14 protein-coding genes are annotated in these 19,118 nt (G+C 72.9%); 3 read left to right on the forward strand and 11 right to left on the reverse strand.

Annotated elements, in window-relative coordinates:
• Positions 1-149: 149 nt before the first annotated feature.
• From ACFC02_RS10400 to ACFC02_RS10420, 5 genes are all read right to left on the reverse strand, one after another.
• Positions 150-1,580, reverse strand: a complete 1,431-nt coding sequence (locus ACFC02_RS10400) for a S28 family serine protease (RefSeq protein ID WP_376354987.1) — start codon at positions 1,578-1,580, stop codon at positions 150-152.
• A 151-nt stretch (positions 1,581-1,731) separates the two neighbouring features.
• Positions 1,732-2,121, reverse strand: a complete 390-nt coding sequence (locus ACFC02_RS10405) for a hypothetical protein (RefSeq protein ID WP_360977021.1) — start codon at positions 2,119-2,121, stop codon at positions 1,732-1,734.
• Positions 2,122-2,203: 82 nt separating this feature from the next.
• Positions 2,204-5,935 (reverse strand): ABC transporter ATP-binding protein, encoded by a 3,732-nt coding sequence (locus tag ACFC02_RS10410; protein WP_376354989.1) that lies wholly within the window; start codon positions 5,933-5,935, stop codon positions 2,204-2,206.
• A 204-nt stretch (positions 5,936-6,139) separates the two neighbouring features.
• On the reverse strand, positions 6,140-7,201 hold the full coding sequence (locus ACFC02_RS10415; RefSeq protein ID WP_376354991.1) for an esterase-like activity of phytase family protein: 1,062 nt from the start codon (positions 7,199-7,201) through the stop codon (positions 6,140-6,142).
• A gap of 53 nt (positions 7,202-7,254) precedes the next feature.
• Positions 7,255-8,184, reverse strand: a complete 930-nt coding sequence (locus ACFC02_RS10420) for a serine hydrolase (RefSeq protein WP_376354993.1) — start codon at positions 8,182-8,184, stop codon at positions 7,255-7,257.
• Positions 8,185-8,306: 122 nt separating this feature from the next.
• On the opposite strand from ACFC02_RS10420, the gene ACFC02_RS10425 reads away from it, so the two are divergent.
• On the forward strand, positions 8,307-8,678 hold the full coding sequence (locus ACFC02_RS10425; RefSeq protein ID WP_376354995.1) for a hypothetical protein: 372 nt from the start codon (positions 8,307-8,309) through the stop codon (positions 8,676-8,678).
• Positions 8,679-8,885: 207 nt separating this feature from the next.
• On the opposite strand, the gene ACFC02_RS10430 is transcribed toward ACFC02_RS10425, so the two are convergent.
• Genes ACFC02_RS10430 through ACFC02_RS10440 form a run of 3 tightly spaced genes read right to left on the reverse strand, consistent with a single transcriptional unit; the run spans position 8,886 to position 13,104 of the window.
• Positions 8,886-10,571: a thiamine pyrophosphate-binding protein gene (locus ACFC02_RS10430; protein WP_376354997.1), complete on the reverse strand. Its 1,686-nt coding sequence runs from the start codon at positions 10,569-10,571 to the stop codon at positions 8,886-8,888.
• A 23-nt stretch (positions 10,572-10,594) separates the two neighbouring features.
• Positions 10,595-11,563, reverse strand: coding sequence for an agmatinase (gene speB / locus ACFC02_RS10435; protein WP_376354999.1), 969 nt, complete (start codon positions 11,561-11,563; stop codon positions 10,595-10,597).
• A 56-nt stretch (positions 11,564-11,619) separates the two neighbouring features.
• The gene (locus ACFC02_RS10440; protein ID WP_376355001.1) at positions 11,620-13,104 is read right to left on the reverse strand and encodes a sodium:solute symporter; all 1,485 of its coding nucleotides are present in this window, start codon (positions 13,102-13,104) and stop codon (positions 11,620-11,622) included.
• Positions 13,105-13,319: 215 nt separating this feature from the next.
• Between ACFC02_RS10440 and ACFC02_RS10445 the strand changes: the two genes are divergently transcribed.
• Positions 13,320-14,879: a PucR family transcriptional regulator ligand-binding domain-containing protein gene (locus ACFC02_RS10445; RefSeq protein ID WP_376355003.1), complete on the forward strand. Its 1,560-nt coding sequence runs from the start codon at positions 13,320-13,322 to the stop codon at positions 14,877-14,879.
• An 89-nt stretch (positions 14,880-14,968) separates the two neighbouring features.
• Positions 14,969-15,760, forward strand: coding sequence for a phosphatase (locus tag ACFC02_RS10450; protein WP_376355005.1), 792 nt, complete (start codon positions 14,969-14,971; stop codon positions 15,758-15,760).
• Positions 15,761-15,769: 9 nt separating this feature from the next.
• Here the strand turns inward: ACFC02_RS10450 and ACFC02_RS10455 are convergent, their stop codons facing one another.
• The 3 genes from ACFC02_RS10455 to ACFC02_RS10465 are packed head-to-tail and all read right to left on the reverse strand — an operon-like array spanning position 15,770 to position 18,806.
• Entirely contained in the window at positions 15,770-16,756 is a 987-nt protein-coding gene (locus ACFC02_RS10455) for a cation diffusion facilitator family transporter (protein WP_376355007.1), read from the reverse strand.
• Positions 16,757-16,761: 5 nt separating this feature from the next.
• Positions 16,762-17,643 carry an acyl-CoA thioesterase gene (locus ACFC02_RS10460; RefSeq protein WP_376355009.1) on the reverse strand — a complete coding sequence of 294 codons (882 nt, stop codon included), beginning with the start codon at positions 17,641-17,643 and terminating at the stop codon, positions 16,762-16,764.
• Positions 17,644-17,648: 5 nt separating this feature from the next.
• Positions 17,649-18,806 carry an acyl-CoA dehydrogenase family protein gene (locus tag ACFC02_RS10465; RefSeq protein ID WP_376355011.1) on the reverse strand — a complete coding sequence of 386 codons (1,158 nt, stop codon included), beginning with the start codon at positions 18,804-18,806 and terminating at the stop codon, positions 17,649-17,651.
• Between the last annotated feature and the right edge of the window lie 312 nt (positions 18,807-19,118).

Genomic DNA, 19,118 nt, shown 5'->3' on the forward strand with positions numbered 1-19,118 from the left:
GGGCCGGGGGGGGGGGGTGGCGCCGGCGGCGTTGTTTTTCGGGTGTTGGGGTCGGCCGATCTCCTCGGGCGGGGGGGGGGGCCCGCCGGGCCCCCCCCCCCCCGCGCCCCCCGGCCCACCGGTGTGCCGTGGTGAGGGCCTGGGCGTGCCTACGGCCTGAGCACGGGCTCGCGTTCCACGTCCCGCGCGTCCAGCCTGGCGTCCGGGCGGGCCAGCGGCCGGGCCGCCGACGGGTTCTCCCGGACCGCGGCCGGGGCGACGCCCGCCCAGTCGAGGATCCTGGCGGTGGCGAGCGCGTTCTGGTCCGGCACGAGGCCGGCGACGTTCGCGCCGTGGTTCATGCCCGGTGCCGTGAAGACGTACGAGTCCCGGGCGCCGTGGCCGAGGCGGAAGCGCTCCGAGCCCCACGGGTCGTTCTGCCCGTAGACGAACAGCATGTGCCGCGCGTGGTGGCGCACCCAGGTGTCGACGTCGCGCATCGCCCACGGCTGGAACCGCATCGGGATGGAGCGGGGCACGAAGTTGCGCGGCGGCTGGTAGCCGTAGCGGATCAGCTTCTTCTCGATGTGCGGGAAGTGGATCGTGGGCGCGCCCATCTGGGTGCCCGCCTGGTAGTAGTACGGCGTGTAGGTCTCCAGGCCCTGGTCGGTGTAGGCGGAGAAGCCGGAGATGGTGTCGACGGAGTCCCAGATCTGCTGGTCGGTGGCGGTGCGGGCGTCCGCGGGGATGGTGTCGCAGTCCTTCAGCAGGCTGTACTGCCAAAAGCCCCACACGTAGTCGAGGACGACCGCCTCGTAGGCGCGGTCCAGGCCGCCGATGGTGGTGAAGGTGGCGTGGGTGTCGGCGGCGTACTGGGCGTACTTCTTCTCCAGCGGCTCACGGCGCACCAGTGCCTCGCGCTGCACGGCGCCGAGCCGGTCGCGGCACTCCTTGGTGCCGACGGTCTCGAAGAAGCGGTCGTAGGCGGAGTCCTCGTCGTTGACGACGTCGTTGGGGGCGACGTAGGCGACGACGCCGTCCATGTCTCGCGGGTAGAACCGCTCGTAGTAGGTGGCCGTCATGCCGCCCTTGGAGCCGCCGGTGGCGATCCAGTTCTGGGAGTAGACCTGCTTGAGGGCCGTGAAGAGGCGGTGCTGGTCACTGGCCGCCTGCCAGATGTCGAGCTTGGACCAGTCGGCCGGGGCGGGCCGGGACGGGGTGAAGAAGCGGTACTCCAGGGAGACCTGGTTGCCGTCGACGATGCGGGTCGGCTCGCTGCGGCTGGGATTGGTGGAGACGTTGTAGCCGCTGGTGTAGAAGACCGTCGGACGGTCGACTCCCTTGTGCAGCAGGGTGAACCGCTGCTGGAAGGTGCCCTTGGACGGGTGCCGGTGGTCGATGGGCTGGGTGTAGTTCAGGACGAAGTAGCGGTACCCGGTGTAGGGCTTCTCCTCGATCAGGCTCATGCCCGGTATGGACAGCAGCCGGTCCTTGATGTCGGTGCCGGTGGCCCCTGCCTGGGCGGCGGTGGCCGCCCCGGCCGTACTGACGGTGCCGACGAGCACCACCAGCGCCAGCAGCCATCTGAGCGCCTTGCGCATGCACACTCCCCTGTGAGACAGATGTGCGCCGGAAGCTATCGGAGCAACTCGGGTGCACACCAGGGGAGTCGGCGAATCGGTCCCGTCCCGGCTGTCGCCGGGCCGGCGGCTCAGCCCGTCGGCACGACCACCGGGCCCGCCGCTCGGCCCGTCAGCACAGGATCCAGCCGCTGCTGACCGAGCGGGACCCGACGGAGCCGCCGACCCGCACGCAGCGGTGGCCGGCGTGCACGGTGACCGGGCCGGCCCGGTAGGAGTAGCGGCCCTTGTCGGTGACCGGGCGGTTGCCGCGGGCCTGCACGGTGACCGACATCGTCTGCTTGCGGCCGGGCCGGTCGGAGACCGTGACGGCGCAGACGTAGCCGTCGCGCTTGTAGACGTGCACGGAACCGGTGGCGAACGGCAGCGCCTTGACCTCGCGGCCCGCGCAGCCGGCGGAAGCCGCCTGCGCGGCGCCGGGTACGGCGAGCGCCAGCAGCCCGGCTCCGGTCAGCACGGCCAGGCCGAGCGCCAGCCGGCGGCGCAGCACAGCCCTGTCCACGGTCACTCCCCCCCTTGCGGCAGGCTCATCGACGTACGCATGTACGGACGCCGTACGTACCGCGGATGGTTGCCCCGCCGGGTCACCGGGACGCGCTGACCGGCTGCTCGGGCTCGCTCGTGCCGGTGAAGGTGCGCCACAACTCGGCGTACCGGCCGCCGCGGGCCAGCAGTTCGTCGTGCGTGCCGTCCTCGGCGACGCGGCCGTGGTCCATCACCACCACCCGGTCGGCGCGGGCGGCCGTGGTCAGCCGGTGGGCCACCACGAGCGTGGTGCGGCGGCCCGCGAGCCGGTCGGTGGCCTGGTTGACCTGGGCCTCGGTGGCCAGGTCGAGGGCGGCGGTGGCCTCGTCGAGCAGGAGGACATCCGGGTCGACGAGTTCGGCGCGGGCCAGGGCGATGAGCTGGCGCTGCCCGGCCGACAGGTTGCGGCCGCGTTCGGCGACCTCGTGCAGGTAGCCGCCGTCCAGCGTGGCGATCATCTCGTGCGCGCCGACCGCGCGGGCCGCGGCCTCCACCTCGGCGTCGGTGGCGTCCGGGCGGCCGTAGGCGATGGCGTCGCGGACGGTGCCCGGGAAGAGGTACGCCTCCTGCGGTACGACGCCGAGCCGGTGGCGGTACGCCGTGATGTCCAGGTCGCGCAGGTCCGTGCCGTCCACGGTGACCCGGCCGCCGGTCGGGTCGTAGAACCGGGCGACCAGCTTGACCAGGGTCGACTTGCCGGCGCCGGTCTCGCCGACGAAGGCGACGGTCTGCCCGGCGGGGATGCGCAGGTCGATCCCGGTGAGGGCCTCCTCCTCGTCGCCGTAGGCGAAGCGGACGTCCTCGAAGGCGATCTCGCCGCGCAGCGCGGGCACCTCGCGGGGCGCGGCGGCGGGCTCGGTGGACGCCGGCTCCTGGAGCAGTTCCTGGATGCGGCCGAGGGAGACGGTGGCCTGCTGGTAGCCGTCGAAGACCTGCGAGAGCTGCTGGACGGGGGCGAAGAACAGGTCGATGTAGAGCAGGTACGCCACCAGGGCGCCCGTGGTCAGCGTGGCCGCCTCCACCCGGCCGGCGCCCGCGATCAGCACACAGGCCGCCGCGACCGAGGACAGGAGCTGCACGAACGGGAAGTAGACGGAGATCAGCCACTGGCCGCGTATCCGGGCCCTGCGGTAGCTGTCGCTGCGCTCGGCGAACCGCCGCCCGCCGTCGCGCTCGCGCCGGAACGCCTGCACGATGCGCAGCCCGGCCACCGACTCCTGGAGGTCGGCGTTGACCACCGACACCCGCTCGCGGGCGAGCTGGTAGGCCTTGACGCTGGCCCGGCGGAAGAAGAACGTGGCGACGATCAGCGGGGGCAGGGTCGCGAAGACGACCAGTGCCAGCCGGACGTCGATCACCAGCAGGGCGACCATGATGCCGAAGAAGGTGACCACGGAGACGAAGGCCGTGACCAGACCGGTCTGCAGGAACGTCGACAGGGCGTCGACGTCCGTCGTCATCCTCGTCATGATCCGGCCGGTCAGCTCGCGCTCGTAGTAGGCCAGGCCGAGCCGCTGGAGCTGGGCGAAGATCTTCAGGCGCAGCGTGTACAGGACGCGCTCGCCGGTGCGGCCGGTCATCCGGGTCTCGCCGGTCTGCGCCGCCCACTGCACGAGCACGGCGAGCAGAGCCAGCAGGGAGGCCGTCCAGACGGCGCCCAGGGCCATCCTGGTGACGCCCTGGTCGATGCCGTGCCGGATCAGTACGGGCAGCAGCAGGCCCATGCCGGCGTCCACGGCGACGAGGCCGAGGCTGGCCAGCAGGGGCAGTCCGAAGCCGTGCAGGAGGCGGCGCAGGCCGTAGGAGGTCTCGGGGCGTACGGCGCGGGCCTCGTCGACGTCGGGGGTGTCGGTGGCCGGTGGCAGGGCCGCCACCTGGGCCAGCAGCTCCGGGGTGGCGGGCATGCCGGCGGTCGCCGCGTCGCGCGGTTCGCGCTCGCCCGCCCACAGGGTGGGTGTGATGCCCCGCTCGGCGTCGAACTCGGCGTCCAGTTCCTCGCGGACCGAGGTGTCCTGCGCGGGAGCGGCGGGCAGGGCGTGCCCCGGGGAGACGCCGCCGAGTTCGTCGGGGTCGGTGAGCAGGCGCCGGTAGAGCGCGGAGCGTTCCTGGAGTTCGTCGTGGGTGCCGATGTCGGCGAGCCGGCCGCCGTCGAGGACGGCGATGCGGTCGGCGAGGCCGAGGGTGGAGCGGCGGTGCGCGATGAGGAGGGTCGTACGGCCCCGCATGACCTGGGCGAGCGCCTCGTGGATCTCGTGCTCGACGCGGGCGTCGACGGCGGAGGTGGCGTCGTCCAGGACGAGCAGGCGCGGGTCGGTGAGGATGGCGCGGGCCAGGGCGACGCGCTGGCGCTGGCCGCCGGAGAGGGTCAGGCCCTGCTCGCCGACCTTGGTGTCGTAGCCGTCGGGCAGCTCGGCGATGAAGCGGTCCGCCTGGGCGGCGCGCGCGGCGGCGGTGATCTCGTCGTCGGTGGCGTCGGGGCGGCCGTAGGCGATGTTGGCGCGGACGGTGTCGGAGAAGAGGAAGGAGTCCTCGGGGACCAGGCCGATCGCGGCCCTGAGCGAGTCCAGGGTCAGCTCGCGCACGTCGTGGCCGCCGATCAGGACGGCGCCGTGGGTGACGTCGTAGAAGCGCGGCAGGAGCAGGGAGACGGTGGACTTGCCGGAGCCGGAGGAGCCGACGACGGCGAGGGTCTCGCCGGGGCGGATCTCGAAGGACAGGCCCTTGAGGACGGGGCGGCCGTCGGTGTAGCCGAAGGACACGTCGTCGAACTCGACGGTGGCGGGCGCGTCCGCAGGCAGTTCCCTGGTGCCCTCGGTGAGCGTGGGCTCGGTGTCGATCAGCTCCAGCACGCGTTCGGTGCCGGCGCGGGCCTGCTGCCCGACCGTGAGGACCACGGCGAGCATGCGGACCGGGCCGACGAGCTGGGCGAGGTAGGTGGAGAAGGCGACGAACGTGCCGAGCGTGATGTGCCCCTTCACGGCCAGCCAGCCGCCGAGCGCCAGCATGGCGACCTGGCCGAGCGCGGGGACCGACTGGAGGGCCGGGGTGAACCTGGCGTTCAGGCGGATGGTGCGCAGCCGCCCGGCGAACAGCCTGCGGCCGACCGCGCGCAGCTTGGCGGTCTCCTGTTCCTCCTGCCCGAAGCCCTTCACCACGCGGACGCCGCTGACCGCGCCGTCCACCACGCCCGCGACGGCCGCCGCCTGCGCCTGCGCGTACCAGGTGGCCGGGTGCAGCCGGCTGCGGCTGCGCTTGGCGATCCAGCCGAGCGCGGGGGCGACGGCGAGGGCGACCAGGGTCAGCGGCAGCGACAGCCAGGCCATGATCACCAGGGAGATCACGAAGAGCAGGACGTTGCCGATGGTCATCGGCAGCATGAAGAGCAGGCCCTGGATGAGCTGGAGGTCGCTGGTGGCGCGGCCGATGACCTGCCCCGTGGACAGGTCGTCCTGGCGGCGGCCGTCCAGCTTCGTGATCGACCCGTACATCTCGGTCCGCAGGTCGTGCTGGACGTCGAGGGCGAGCCGGCCGCCGTAGTAGCGGCGGACGTAGGTGGCGGCGTACACGAGGAGCGCGGCGCCTATCAGGGCGCCGGCCCAGGGGGCCATGGCGCGGCTGTGGTCACCGATGACGTCGTCGATGATCACCTTGGTGATCAGCGGGACGACGGCCATGACCGCCATCCCGGCGAGTGAGGAGCCGAGGGCGAAGACGACGTCCTTCGGATGGCGCCACGCGTACGAGGCGAGCCTGCGCACCCACCCTCGTGTCTCCCCCGGCTGCGCTGCCACGTCGGTGCCTCCCTGACGGCCTGATCTTCCGGAAGGCACCAACAAGGGCGGCGGCGGATTTCATCCCTCCGCAACATTCGGTGGCGCGGCGGGGACGCTCAGGGGGGCGGACCGGGGGTGGGTCGGGTGCGGTCCGGGGGCGGTGAGGGGGCGGTCACACCCGGACCCGCGGGTGACGGTCACACCCGAACCCGCGGGTGGCGGTCACACCCGGACCCGCAGGTAGTAGAACCGGGTCGTCTGCGCCGCGTTCGCGTTGTCGTCGCTGACCAGGAGGACGCGGAGGCGGCCCCGGGCGTCGCGGCCGGTGACGGTCATGCCCTCGATGTTGTCCAGGAGCGGGTTGGGCTGGGGCTGCCTGGCGGTGGCGCCGAGGGAGGGGCAGGCGGCGATGTCGGTGAGGAGGGTCTTCCTGACCGGGCGGACGCCGCTCTGTCCGGTCAGCCTCTCGACGCCGCTGGTGTCGGTGGCGCCGCGCGCGTCGGCGAGGTAGAGGCGGACGGTGTTGCCCGTCCCGGCGGTGAAGCCGCGCTCCAGGACGAGCAGCCGGCCGTCCGGGACGGCCTGGACCTCGGGGACGCCGAGGCTCGCGTCGTCGGTGCGGTAGGCGTACTGCGCGGCGAGCCGGAAGTGGCCGTCCCCGGTCCGCTGCCAGGTCTGGAGGCGGACGGTGCGGGCGTCGTCGCCGCCGAGCGCGTACTCCATGGACGCGAGGAGCGTGCGGCCGCCGGGCAGCAGGGTCAGGCCCTCGAAGGTCTGGTTGGCGGTGGCGCGGCCGGCGGGGGCCACGCGCAGCGCGTCGGGCACGGGCAGCCGGTCCAGGATGCGGCCGTCGCGGGAGTAGCGGCGTACGGACGGCTCGGTCTCGGAGGTGACCAGGCGGGTGCCGTCCCGGTCGACGACCAGGCCCTCGGAGTCGAGCGGCGCGCCCTTCTCGTCGGCGAGGGCGACGACCCCGGTCGGCTTCAGTGTGCGCCGGTCCAGGGTGAACAGCTCGGAGCGGTCGGAGAGCGCGGCCAGGTCGCCGTGCCGGTCGCGCGCGAGCGCGGAGAAGTTGCCGGCGTACGAGCCGTGGTACGTCGTCTTGTCGAGCGCGTCGGAGAAGCGGTCGAGGGTGACGGACGGGGAGCAGGAGTGGTCCCCGGCCCCTGTACGGTCCCGGGCCGTGGCGGCGGGGGCGGTGGCGGCGGCGGCCGGTCCGGCGGTCAGGCAGGTGGCCGCCGCCAGGCCGGCGGTGACGGTCGCGAGTACGGTTCTCAGGCGCATGACCGTCACCGTAGGGCTCCCCGGTGACCGGCGGGAGACCGCCTCGTGAAGGGTCAGCCGGTCGGCGGCACCGGGACGATCGCCTCCTTGGGCCTGGACGTCGGCTCCGCGCGCTTGACCCACCGCGCGGTGGGGGCGATGTCCTTGTGGACGGCCCGGGCGATGTTCTGGATGGTGGTGACGCCGTAGTCCATGGTGCTGTTGTCCTGGGTGAGCACCGTGATCGTGTAGTCGTGGCCGCCGCCGTTGAAGGTGCCGACGCTGTGCACCCGCCAGCCGTGCGTGGCGCGCTGCAGCCAGCCGTTCTTCACGTGCCAGGCGACGGTGGACGGCGCGCCCGCGGGGGTGCCCCAGCGCTGGGAGGAGACGACCTGGCCCATCAGCTTGAGGATGTAGGCGCGGGAGTTGTCGCTCAGGACCGAGTTCTTCGCCGTGACGAGCGCGAGCAGCTTCTGCTCGTCGCGCACGGTGATCTGGGTGAGGCCCCAGTAGCCGTCCGCGCCCGGCTTGGTCTGGGTCATGCCGGCGGCGCTCAGGAAGCCCTTGACCTTGGTCAGGCCGAGCTGCTTCCACAGGGCGGACGTCGAGTCGTTGTCCGACTGGGTGATCATCGCCTTGGCGAGGTCGGCCTCGCGGTCGGTGAGCAGCCGGTTCGTCTTCTTGGCGTCCCACAGCAGGGTGGCGAGGACGGTCACCTTGACCACGCTCGCGGAGTCGTAGGCGCTCGACTCCCGGAAGGTGCAGGTGGTGTCGGTGCTGCGGTCGCGCACGCCGACGGCGATGGAGCCCTTGCGGCCCGCCATGGCGGCGGTGATGTCCTTCTGCAACTGGGCGGCCAGTCCCGCCTTGCCGGACGTGCAGCTGACTTTCGGTGCGGGAGCAGCGGCGGCGGGCGTCGCGGCGGCCACGCAGGGAACGAGCATCCCGGCGCCCGCACCGATCGCCGCGAGCGTCCTGACGCGTCGTGATATCCAGTGAGTCATACCCAGTGGACGCTCGGATTCGCGGTAATGGTTGTACGGACAGGGCAACTTCCGTACGAGTGGCCGGAACACGCCTGCCGTCGGAGCCGGATGGGCGGCGCCGCCGTGGGTAGGAAGAGCGCGTGGCAGAACAGAAGCCGAGCGACCACCACTTGTCCGGCCGGCTCCTCGCGACGCTGTGGACGATACGTCTGCTGGCCGGGAAGGGGGGAGCGGCGCCGCGGCGGGACGACCTCGCCGTGAAGGAGATGCCGATGCGTTTCCTCGGCAAGGAACTGTCGTCCCTGATGGATCACGTCATGGCGGCCAGGTGCCGCGGGGGCGACCACTGGAAGTCGGCTGCCGAGGTCTTCCGGGAGATACCGGACCTGCTGCCGCCCGGGGGTGTACCGGGCGACACCATGAACCCGCGCGAGATGCACGCCTTCGCGGACGGGTACGCCGAACAGCGCGCGGCCCACGCGGAGAAGTACGGGCGGCTCGTGGAGGGGTGAAGGCCCCCTGTCTCCGGCCCTGCCCGTCGGCCCGGTCGGCGGACCTTGCGATCATGGTCCGGCCGTCGACGGGCAACGGGGAGGAACCGGTGAGCCATCACCTGGAGATGAGCACCGGGGACATGCGTCAGGTCGTCCGGCTGGTCAGCTGACGGCGGCCGACGATCAGCGGTCGCCAGTCAGGAGTCAGTCGGCAGTGACGGCCCGTCAGTCCAGGTGCGTAGGCGCGAACATCCTCAGCACGGCGGGCAGGACCACCACCGACGGGCCGGGCGTCGCCAGCGCCCGCGCCAGGTCGGCCTCCAGCGTCCCGGGGGACGTACGCACGCCCGGTACGCCGAAGGACTCGGCGAGGGCGACGTAGTCGGGGCGGGTGAGTTCGGTGGCCGTGGCCTGCCCGAAGGCGTCGGTCATGTACTCGCGCAGGATGCCGTAGCCGCCGTCGTCGACGATCAGCCAGGTGACGTCCAGGCCGTACTGGCGGGCCGTGGCCAGCTCGGCGATCGAGTACAGGGCGCCGCCGTCGCCGGAGACCGCGAGCACCGGGCGGGTCGGGTCGGCCGCCGCCGCGCCGAGCGCCGCCGGGAAGCCGTAGCCGAGGCCGCCGGCGCCCTGGGCGGAGTGCATGGTGTTGGGTGCCTGGGCGTCGAAGGCCGACCAGGCCCAGTACGCCAGGATCGTCATGTCCCAGAAGGACGGTGATCCGGCGGGCAGGGCGCGGCGCACCGACGCCAGCACCTCCTGCTCCAGGGTGAGGCCCTGGGCGGCGATGCGGTCGCGGACCTTGGCGAGGACGTCGCGTACGCGGTCGGCGGCCGTGTCGTCGGCGCGCTCGTCCACCGTCTCCAGGAGTGCCTGGAGGGCGAGGCGGGCGTCGGCGTGGATACCGAGGGCGGGGTGGTTGGACTCCAGTTTGCCGGGGTCGGCCTCGATCTGGATCACCCGGCCGCGCGGTGCGAACGTGTGGTAGTTCGAGGAGAGTTCGCCGAGTCCCGAGCCGACGACCAGCAGGACGTCGGCGTCCTCCAGGAAGTCGGTGGTGTGCCGGTCCTCCAGCCAGGACTGGAGCGAGAGCGGGTGGTTCCAGGGGAAGGCGCCCTTGCCGCCGAAGGTGGTGACGACGGGGGCGTTCAGCCTCTCGGCCAGCGCCCGCAGCTTCCCGGCGGCGTCCGCCCGGATCACGCCCCCGCCCGCGATGATCACGGGACGGGCCGCCGTGGACAGCAACCGCGCTGCTACGGCCGTCAGTTCAGGGCGCGGCACGACGTCTTCCGGGGCCGCGTCCATCGCGGTCACCACCGGCAGGGAGGTCTGTGCCAGCAGCACGTCCTGCGGGATCTCCACCCAGACCGGGCCGTGCGGGGCGGTGAGCGCCGACTGCCAGGCCGCCGCGATCGCGGACGGGATCTGGGACTGGGTGCGGACCGTGTGGACGGACTTCACCACGCCCCGGAACGAGGCCGCCTGGTCGGGCAGTTCGTGCAGGTAGCCGTGGCGTCCACCGCCGAGTCCCGCGGTCGGGACCTGGCTGCCGATCGCGAGGACGGGCGCGGAGGCCGCCGCCGCCTCCTGGAGGGCGGCCAGGGAGGTGAGGGCTCCCGGGCCGGTCGACAGGAGCAGCGGGGCGGCCTCGCCGGTGAGGCGGCCGTAGGCGTCGGCGGCGAAGCCCGCGTTGTTCTCCACCCGCAGGCCGACGTAGCGCAGGTCGGAGCGGCGCAGGGCGTCGAACATGCCGAGGGCGTGCTGGCCGGGCAGGCCGAAGACGGTGGTCGCGCCGAGCCCGGCCAGGGTCTCCACGACGAGGTCTCCGCCGTTGCGGCCGGGGGGAGGGTTGAGTGCGGCCTCCGTCTGCGCGGGCGTCGGGCGGAGCACCAGGTCGTGGTCGTGGGTCACTTGGGCTCGGTCTCCTCAGTGCGTCATGCGGTGCGGGCCGCCGCGATCTGGCGGCTCATGATGGTGGTCAGTTCGTACGCCGTGTGGGAGGCGGCGACGGAGGTGATCTCGGCGTGGTCGTAGGCCGGGGCGACCTCGACGACGTCCGCCGACACGAGGTTGCAGGAGGCCAGGCCGCGCAGGATCTCCAGGAGTTCGCGGGAGGTCATGCCGCCGGCCTCGGGGGTGCCGGTGCCGGGGGCGTGGGCCGGGTCGAGGCAGTCGATGTCGACGGAGATGTACAGCGGGCGGTCGCCGATGCGCTGGCGCAGCTGGTCGGCCACCTCGTCGGCGCCGCGGCGGTAGACATCCGCGGAGGTGACGATGCCGAAGCCCATCTTCTCGTCGTCGGTGAGGTCCTGCTTGCCGTACAGCGGGCCGCGGGTGCCGACGTGGGAGAGGGCGGAGGTGTCGAGGATGCCCTCCTCGACGGCGCGGCGGAAGGGGGTGCCGTGGGTGTACTCGGCGCCGAAGTAGGTGTCCCAGGTGTCGAGGTGGGCGTCGAAGTGGAGCAGCGCGACCGGGCCGTGCTTCTTGGCGACGGACCTGAGCAGCGGCAGGGCGATGGTGTGGTCGCCGCCGAGGGTCATCAGGCGGGCGCCGGTGCCGAGCAGCTCGTCGGCGGCGGCCTCGACGGTCTCCACGGCCTCGTTGATGTTGAACGGGTTCACCGCGATGTCACCGCCGTCCGCGACCTGGGCGAGGGCGAACGGGGAGGCGTCCTGGGCGGGGTTGTAGGGGCGCAGCAGCCGGGACGCCTCGCGGATGGCGTTGCCGCCGAAGCGGGCGCCCGGCCGGTAGGAGACGCCCGAGTCGAACGGCACGCCCACGACGGCGACGTCGGTGGTACCGACCTCGTCGAGGCGGGGCAGCCGGGCGAAGGTGGCGGGGCCGGCGTAGCGCGGGACGCGGGAGGAGTCGACGGGGCCGCGGGGCGTCTCGGTGCTGCTCATGGTGAAATGCCTTCTTTCCTGCGCTTCGTCGCGCATGTACTGCTTTCCTGGCGACTCTACGGGTGCGCCGGGACGGGTTCGGACGCGGGTTCGGGTGTGCGTCCGGCGAGGCGTTCGCGCCAGACGGCGAGGACGGACTCGTCGGTGGGCCTGGTGGCCAGCGACACGGCGACGTAGGCGACCAGGGAGGACAGCAGGCCGTAGTAGACGGGCTCGTTGGCCAGGATGCCGAAGCCGGACATCAGGCCGATGACCGCGAGGCCGCCGACGATCACGGAGGCGAGGGCGCCGGGCGCGGTGCCGCGCTTCCACAGCAGCCCGCCGAGGATCGGCACGAGCAGGCCGCCGACGAGCAGGTTGTACGCCACGGTCAGCGCCTCGACGACGTTGTTCAGCGCGATCGCGGTGCCGATGACGCCGACGCCCATGATCAGGATGAAGGCGCGGTTGCCCTTGACCTCGTCGTGCGCCTCGTCGTGCTCGCCGTCGTGCGCCTCGCCGGTGCGGCGCACCGCGCCCCGCAGCCGGGACCAGATGTCGTTGTTGGCGACGGTGGCGCAGGCGATCAGCGCGCCGGAGGAGGTCGACATCACGGCGGCCAGGGCGGCGGCGAGCACCAGGCCGCGCACGCCCACGGGCAGTTCGTCCTTGACGATGGTGGCGAAGGCGTCGTCGGCGCTGCCCAGGTGCGGGTACAGCACCTTGGCGGCGGTGCCGATGACGGCACCGGCCAGGGCGTAGACGAGGCAGTAGGTGCCGGCGACGGTGCCGCCGAGGCGGGCGACCCGGTCGCTGCGGGCGGTGAAGACGCGCTGCCAGATGTCCTGGCCGATGAGCATGCCGAAGGTGTAGATCAGCACGTAGGTGAAGATCGTCTCGCCGCCGATGCCCAGCGGGTCGAAGTACGAGGTCGGCAGCTCGGCCCGCATCGCCCCGAAGCCGCCCGCCTTGACGACGGCGATGGGCAGCAGCAGGAGCAGGACGCCGATCGTCTTGACGACGAACTGCACCATGTCGGTCAGCGTGATGGACCACATGCCGCCGAGGGTGGAGTACGCGACGACGATCGCGCCGCCGATGACGATGGCGACGGTGCGGTTCAGGTCGAAGAGCACGTCGAAGATGGTGGCGTAGGCGATCGTGGAGGTGACCGCGAGCATGAGGGTGTACGCCCACATGACCACGCCGGAGATGATGCCCGCCTTCCCGCCGTAGCGCAGGTCGAGCATCTCGGAGACGGTGTAGACCCGCAGCCGGGCGATGCGGGCGGAGAAGAAGACCGACAGGGCGAGGATGCCGAGGCCGATGGTGAAGACCATCCAGGCCCCGGAGAGCCCGTACTTGTAGCCGAGCCCCACACCGCCGATGGTGGACGCGCCGCCGAGGACGATCGCCGCCATGGTGCCGGAGTACATGGCGGGCCCCAAGCGGCGGCCTGCCACCAGGAACTCGCTCTTGGACTTGGCGCGGCGCATGCCCCACCAGCCCATGGCCAGCATCCCGGCCAGGTAGAGAACGATCACCGTGTAGTCGACGGCCATGGGGGCCCTCCTTCGCGCACTGTCCGGTGGCGGGTCGTGCAGAGACGTGTGGATTTCCTGGGATCCCCCGCGAAGGGGGCGCCGGCAGTGGCACGCGGGGACATCCGCCCGTACCCGCGGCCGCCGGGTCTGGAACGACATTAGGTGGCCGGAAAGCGACTGCGAAGTGTACGTTTCATCCATTCGTGGGGGCTGGGATGGAGGGAACGCACACCATGCCGGACACACCAGCCTCGGTGCCCCCGGTAGCCCCGGTGGTCCCACCGACCCCGCCCGTCCCGCTGGCCGCGCTGCTGGCCCGCGAGGACCTCGCCCTGCGCCAGATCGCCGGGCCGTGCGGACCGGACGTCGTGATCCACTGGGCGCACACCTCGGAGATGTCCGATCCCTACCCGTACCTGCTGGGCGGCGAGCTGCTGCTGACGGCCGGTGTGCACATGGCGCAGGACGCGCCGGACGCGTACTTCGACGACTACGTCGCCCGGATCGTCGCGGCGGGCGGCGCGGCCCTCGGGTTCGGTGTGGCACCCCTGCACGACACGGTCCCGGCCGCGCTGACCGCCGCCTGCGAGGCCCGTGGCCTGCCGCTGCTGGAGGTGCCGCCCCGGACGACGTTCTCCGGGGTCGCCCGTGCCGTGTGGCAGCTGGTCGCCCAGTTGCGCATGGCCGAGCTGCGCCGGGTCACCGAGGCCCAGCAGAGCCTGGCCGCCGCCGCGTCCCGCCCCGATCCCGTCCCTTCCGTGCTGCGCCAGCTCGCCCAGCGGCTGGGCGGCCGGGCCGTGCTCTACGGTCCCGACGGCACCCCGATCGCGGGCGCGGGCCGGGAGCCGGCACAGGAGGTGCGGGCGGCGCTGGCCGGTCTGGCGGCGGTGGTGCGACCGGCTTCCGGTACCCGGCCGAATCCGGCGGCGCCGCCCGCGTCCGGCGCGCAGCCTGGGGTGCCGGCCGGCCCGCACGCGCCCAGCTCGGCGGCCGACACGGTGGCGGGCAGCCACCTCGCCGCCTACGCGCTCGGCGCCGGCCAGGGATTCGTCCTCGGGGTGGCCGCTCCGCGCCGCGAGCCCGGGGACCACACCATCGCCTCCGTCGCCGCCGTCCTGCTGTCCCTGCTGACCGGCGAGCACCTGAGCGGCACGTCGGCGGCCCGGTCGGCGGCGCTGGTCCGGATGCTGCTCGGGGCACCTGCGCAGGACGTGGCACCGCTGCTCGGACAGGGGCGGTGGACCGTCGTGCACGCGCGCCCCGAGCACCGGCCCGCGGACGCCGTCGCCGCCTCCGCCCTCGGCGCCGCCCTGGGCTCGGCGCTGGTGGACCTGTGCGCCGAGTCCGGCGTCGTACGGGTCCTGCTGCCCGCCGAGCGGGAGGCGGTACGCCAGCCCGGCTGGACGCTCGGGGTCAGTGCCGCCGTCCCCCCGCGGGAGTGGCCGGCCGCCGACACGCAGGCGGCGCGCGCCCTGGCCCGCGCCCGCGCCACCCGCAGCCCCCTGGTCCGCCACGGCGCCCGCTCCGGCCTCGGCGCCCTGCTCCCGCCCGAGGAGGCCGCGGCCCACGCCCGCACCGTCCTGGCCCCCCTCGCCGCGCAGCCCGCCCTCACCGAGACCCTGCGCACCTGGCTCTCCCTGCACGGCAGCTGGGACCGCACCGCGACCGCCCTGGCCGTCCACCGCAACACCGTCCGCCAGCGCATCGCCCGCTGCGCGGCACTCCTCCACACCGACCTCGACGACCCCGACGTCCGCATGGAACTGTGGTTCGCGCTCAAGCACGGGGAGTGATGAGCGCGGCCCGGGCACGGCGAGTGACCCGCGTCCCAGCCCGTGGCATGCGGCGGACTCGTGCGGCGGGCTGCCCCACAATGGGTGCCATGCCGATACCCGGGACACCCAGCCGCGCCGAGCTCGTCGACCATCTCGTGAGGACCCGTATCGCGGGGGACGTCGCCACGCCCCGTGAGAACAACCTCTCGCACTACCGCAAGCTGGCCAACGGTGACCGGAACTTCTGGCTCGGCCTGGAACTCGGCGACCGCTGGAGCGACGAGCAGGACGTGCTCGCGGTGATGGCCGAACGGGTCGGCGTCAACGACGACCCCGAGTACCGGCAGGGCCAGGACACCATCGACCCCGAGCTGACCGTCGACGGCCTGGAGCGGCTGGCCGGCCGGCTGCGCAAGGCGGCCGACGGCGGCCAGCGGGTGCTGTTCGCCACCGGTCACCCCGGCGGCCTGCTGGACGTGCACCGCGCCACGGCCGCCGCGCTGCGCGCCGCCGGCTGCGAGATCGTCGTCATCCCGGAGGGGCTGCGGACCGACGAGGGGTACGTCATGCAGTTCGCGGACGTGGCGGTGCTCGAACACGGCGCCACGCTGTGGCACACCCACTCGGGCGAGCCGATGCGGGCCATCCTCACCGGCCTGGAGCGCGCGGGCCGCCCGCTGCCCGACCTGGTCGTCGCCGACCACGGCTGGGCGGGCTGCGCCGGGCAGCTCGGCGTGGACTCCGTCGGCTACGCCGACTGCAACGACCCGGCCCTCTTCCTCGCCGAGGCCGAGGGGACCGTCCAGGTGACGGTCCCCCTCGACGACCACGTGGTCAGCCCCCGCTTCTACGACCCGATGACCGCCTACCTGCTGGACCGGGCGGGCCTGGCCTTCTGACCGCGCCCGTCACGGCCAGGGATTGAGCCCCTCCGAGCGGCGCTGCGCGAATCCCGGCGTCGGGTCCAGGTAGACCCGGCTGGCGACGGGGAACGCCTCACGCAGCCGCTGCTCGGCCCGCTCGCACGCCCATTCGATCTGCGCCGCGGTCGACACGTCCCGGAAGTCGACCTTCGCCGCCACCAGGGCCTCCCTGGGGCCCTGCACGAGCGTGGTCAGCTCCAGTACGGCCTCGATGTGCTCCACCGCCAGCAGTTCCGCCCGGATCCGCTCCCGGGTGGCGCGGGGCAGCGGGCGTCCGATGAGCAGTTCCACGTTGGAGCGGCCCAGCACCCAGGCCACGTACAGGAGCAGTGCGCCGATGCACAGGGAGGCGATGCCGTCCCAGACGCCGGAGCCGGTGAGCTGCCCGCCGAGCAGGCCGCCGGCCGCGAGCAGCAGGCCGGCCAGGGCGGCGGAGTCCTCCATGACGACGGCCTTGACGGCGGTGTCGGCGGTGCGCCGGAAGTAGCGCGGGAAGGGCACCTGGAGGCGCGCGGCCGCACCGCGGGCCTGGCGCAGGCCGGTGCGCAGGGAGAAGCCCTCCAGCAGGAAGGCGACGGCGAGGACGACGTACGACACCAGCGGATCGCCGAGTTGCTCTCCGGCGAGGAGGGTGTGGACGCCGTCGTAGAGGGAGAAGACCGCGCCGCCGACGAACGTGGCGACGGCGGCGAGCAGCGCCCAGATGTAGCGCTCGGGGCCGTAGCCGAGCGGGTGGTCCTCGTCGGCGGGGCGTTCGCTGCGCTTGAGCGCGGTGAGCAGCAGGACCTCGGTGACCGTGTCGGCCACCGAGTGCGCGGCCTCGGACAGCATGGCGCTGGATCCGCTGAGCACCCCGGCCACCGCCTTGGCCAGCGCGATGCCGAGGTTGGCCAGGGCGGCGACGATCACCGTGAAGGTGCTCTCGCCGCCGCCTGCCCGCTGTGCTGTCGTGCCCCGTGCGGTGTCCGCCATGCCCCTCAGTGTTCCCGGGGAACGCGGACCACGCCTTCCTGGATCACCGAGACGGCCAGCCGGCCGTCCCGCGTGTGGATGCGGGCCTGCCCGAGGCCGCGCCCGCCGGACGCCGAGGGCGACTCCTGGTCGTACAGCAGCCACTCGTCGGCGCGGAACGGCCGGTGGAACCACATGGCGTGGTCCAGGGAGGCCCCGACGACGTCCCCCACCGCCCAGCCGCCGCGCCCGTGCGCGAGCAGCACCGAGTCGAGCAGCGTCATGTCGGAGACGTAGGTGGCGAGGACGACGTGCAGGAGGGGCTGGTCGACGTCGCCGTCGAGTTTGCCGTTGGTGCGGAACCACACCTGGGAGTGCGGCTCGCGGGGTGCGCCGAACTCCCCGTACGGGGGCTCGTCGACGTACCGCAGGTCGACGGCCTCGCGGGTTTCGAGGAACCGTTCGATCACCTCGGGCGGCAGGTGGTCGTAGCCGCGCAGCCGTTCGGCGGAGGTGGGCAGGGTCTCCGGGTCGGGGGCGGACGGCATGGGGACCTGGTGGTCCAGGCCCTCCTCGTACGTCTGGAAGGACGCCGAGAGGTGGAAGATCGGCTGTCCGTGCTGGACGGCGACGACCCGCCGGGTGGTGAAGGAGCGCCCGTCGCGGATGCGGTCCACCGTGTAGACGATGGGCGCGCCGGGGTCGCCGGGGCGCAGGAAGTAGGCGTGCAGCGAGTGCGCGTGCCTCTCGGCGGGCACCGTGCGCCCGGCGGCGACCAGTGCCTGCGCCGCGACCTGCCCGCCGAAGACGCGGGGCACGACGGCGGAGCGGGACCGGCCGCGGAAGATGTCCCGCTCGATCCGCTCCAGGTCGAGCAGATCGAGCAGGGACTCGAGTGCCGTGCTCACGGGTCCTACAGGCCCATGTTCTTGGCGATGATCGACTTCATGATCTCGCTGGTGCCGCCGTAGATGCGGTTCACGCGGTTGTCCGCGTACAGACGGGCGATCGGGTACTCGTTCATGTAGCCGTAGCCGCCGTGGAGCTGGAGGCAGCGGTCGATGACGCGGTGGGCGACCTCGGTGCAGAACAGCTTGGCGGAGGCGGCCTCGGCGGGGGTCAGCTCACCGGCGTCCAGGGCCTCGGTGGCACGGTCGGCGACGGCCTCGGCGGCGTCGACCTCGGCCTGGCAGGCGGCCAGCTCGAACTTGGTGTTCTGGAAGTGGGCGACCGGCTTGCCGAAGACGGTGCGCTCCTGGACGTACTGCTTGGCGAACCGGACGGCGGCCTTGGCCTGCGCGTAGGCGCCGAAGGCGATGCCCCAGCGCTCGGAGGCGAGGTTGTGGCCGAGGTAGGAGAAGCCCTTGTTCTCCTCACCGAGCAGGTCCTCGACCGGGACCTTGACGTCGACGAAGGCCAGCTCGGCGGTGTCGGAGGTGCGCAGGCCCAGCTTGTCGAGCTTGCGGCCGATGGAGTAGCCCTCGGACTTGGTGTCCACGGCGAACAGGGAGATGCCGTGGCGGCGGTCCTCGGCGGTCGGCGCGGCGGTGCGGGCGCAGACGATGACGCGGTCGGCGTGGACGCCGCCGGTGATGAAGGTCTTGGCGCCGTTGAGGACGTAGTGCGTGCCGTCCTCGGAGAGCTTGGCGGTGGACTTCATGCCCGCGAGGTCGGAACCGGTGCCCGGCTCCGTCATCGCGATGGCCCACATCTCCTCGCCGGTGACGAACTTGGGCAGGTAGCGCTTCTTCTGCTCGTCGGTGGCCAGCATCTTGATGTACGGCAGGGCGAGCAGTACGTGCACGCCGGAGCCGCCGAAGCTGACGCCCGCGCGGGCGGTCTCCTCGTACAGGACGGCCTCGAACTTGTGGCTGTCCAGGCCGGCGCCACCGAACTCCTCGGGCACGTTGATACCGAAGATGCCCAGCTCACCGAGCTTGTAGTAGAAGTCGCGCGGGGCCTGGCCGGCCGCGAACCACTCGTCGTACACGGGTACGACCTCGGCCTCGATGAAGGCGCGGAGGGTCTCCCGGAACGCCTCGTGATCCTCGTTGAACACCGTACGGCGCACGCCGCCCACCTCCGCGACCTCGACTGTCTAAGCGCTTGCTCATACAAACGTACCGGCGAGTACGGGGGCAGTAAAGAGCGGGACCGGTAACGCTGGTCACGTGGAGCGCCCTTCAGGGGCGCGGGGAACTGCGCGACCAGCCACAACACACCCGCACCCGCCCGCGAAGGGCACACCCCCACCCGGTGGGCGCCCCGGGGCGCGGGGGGGAGCCCCCCCACGCCCGGAGCCCGCCCCCCGGGCGCGGGGCGCCCGCCCCCGCGTCACCCCCCCGCGGCCAGCCGGGGGGGACCGCCCGCCGGGGCCCCCCCC

The organism is Streptomyces sp. NPDC056160 (assembly GCF_042268205.1).
GTDB lineage: Bacteria > Actinomycetota > Actinomycetes > Streptomycetales > Streptomycetaceae > Streptomyces.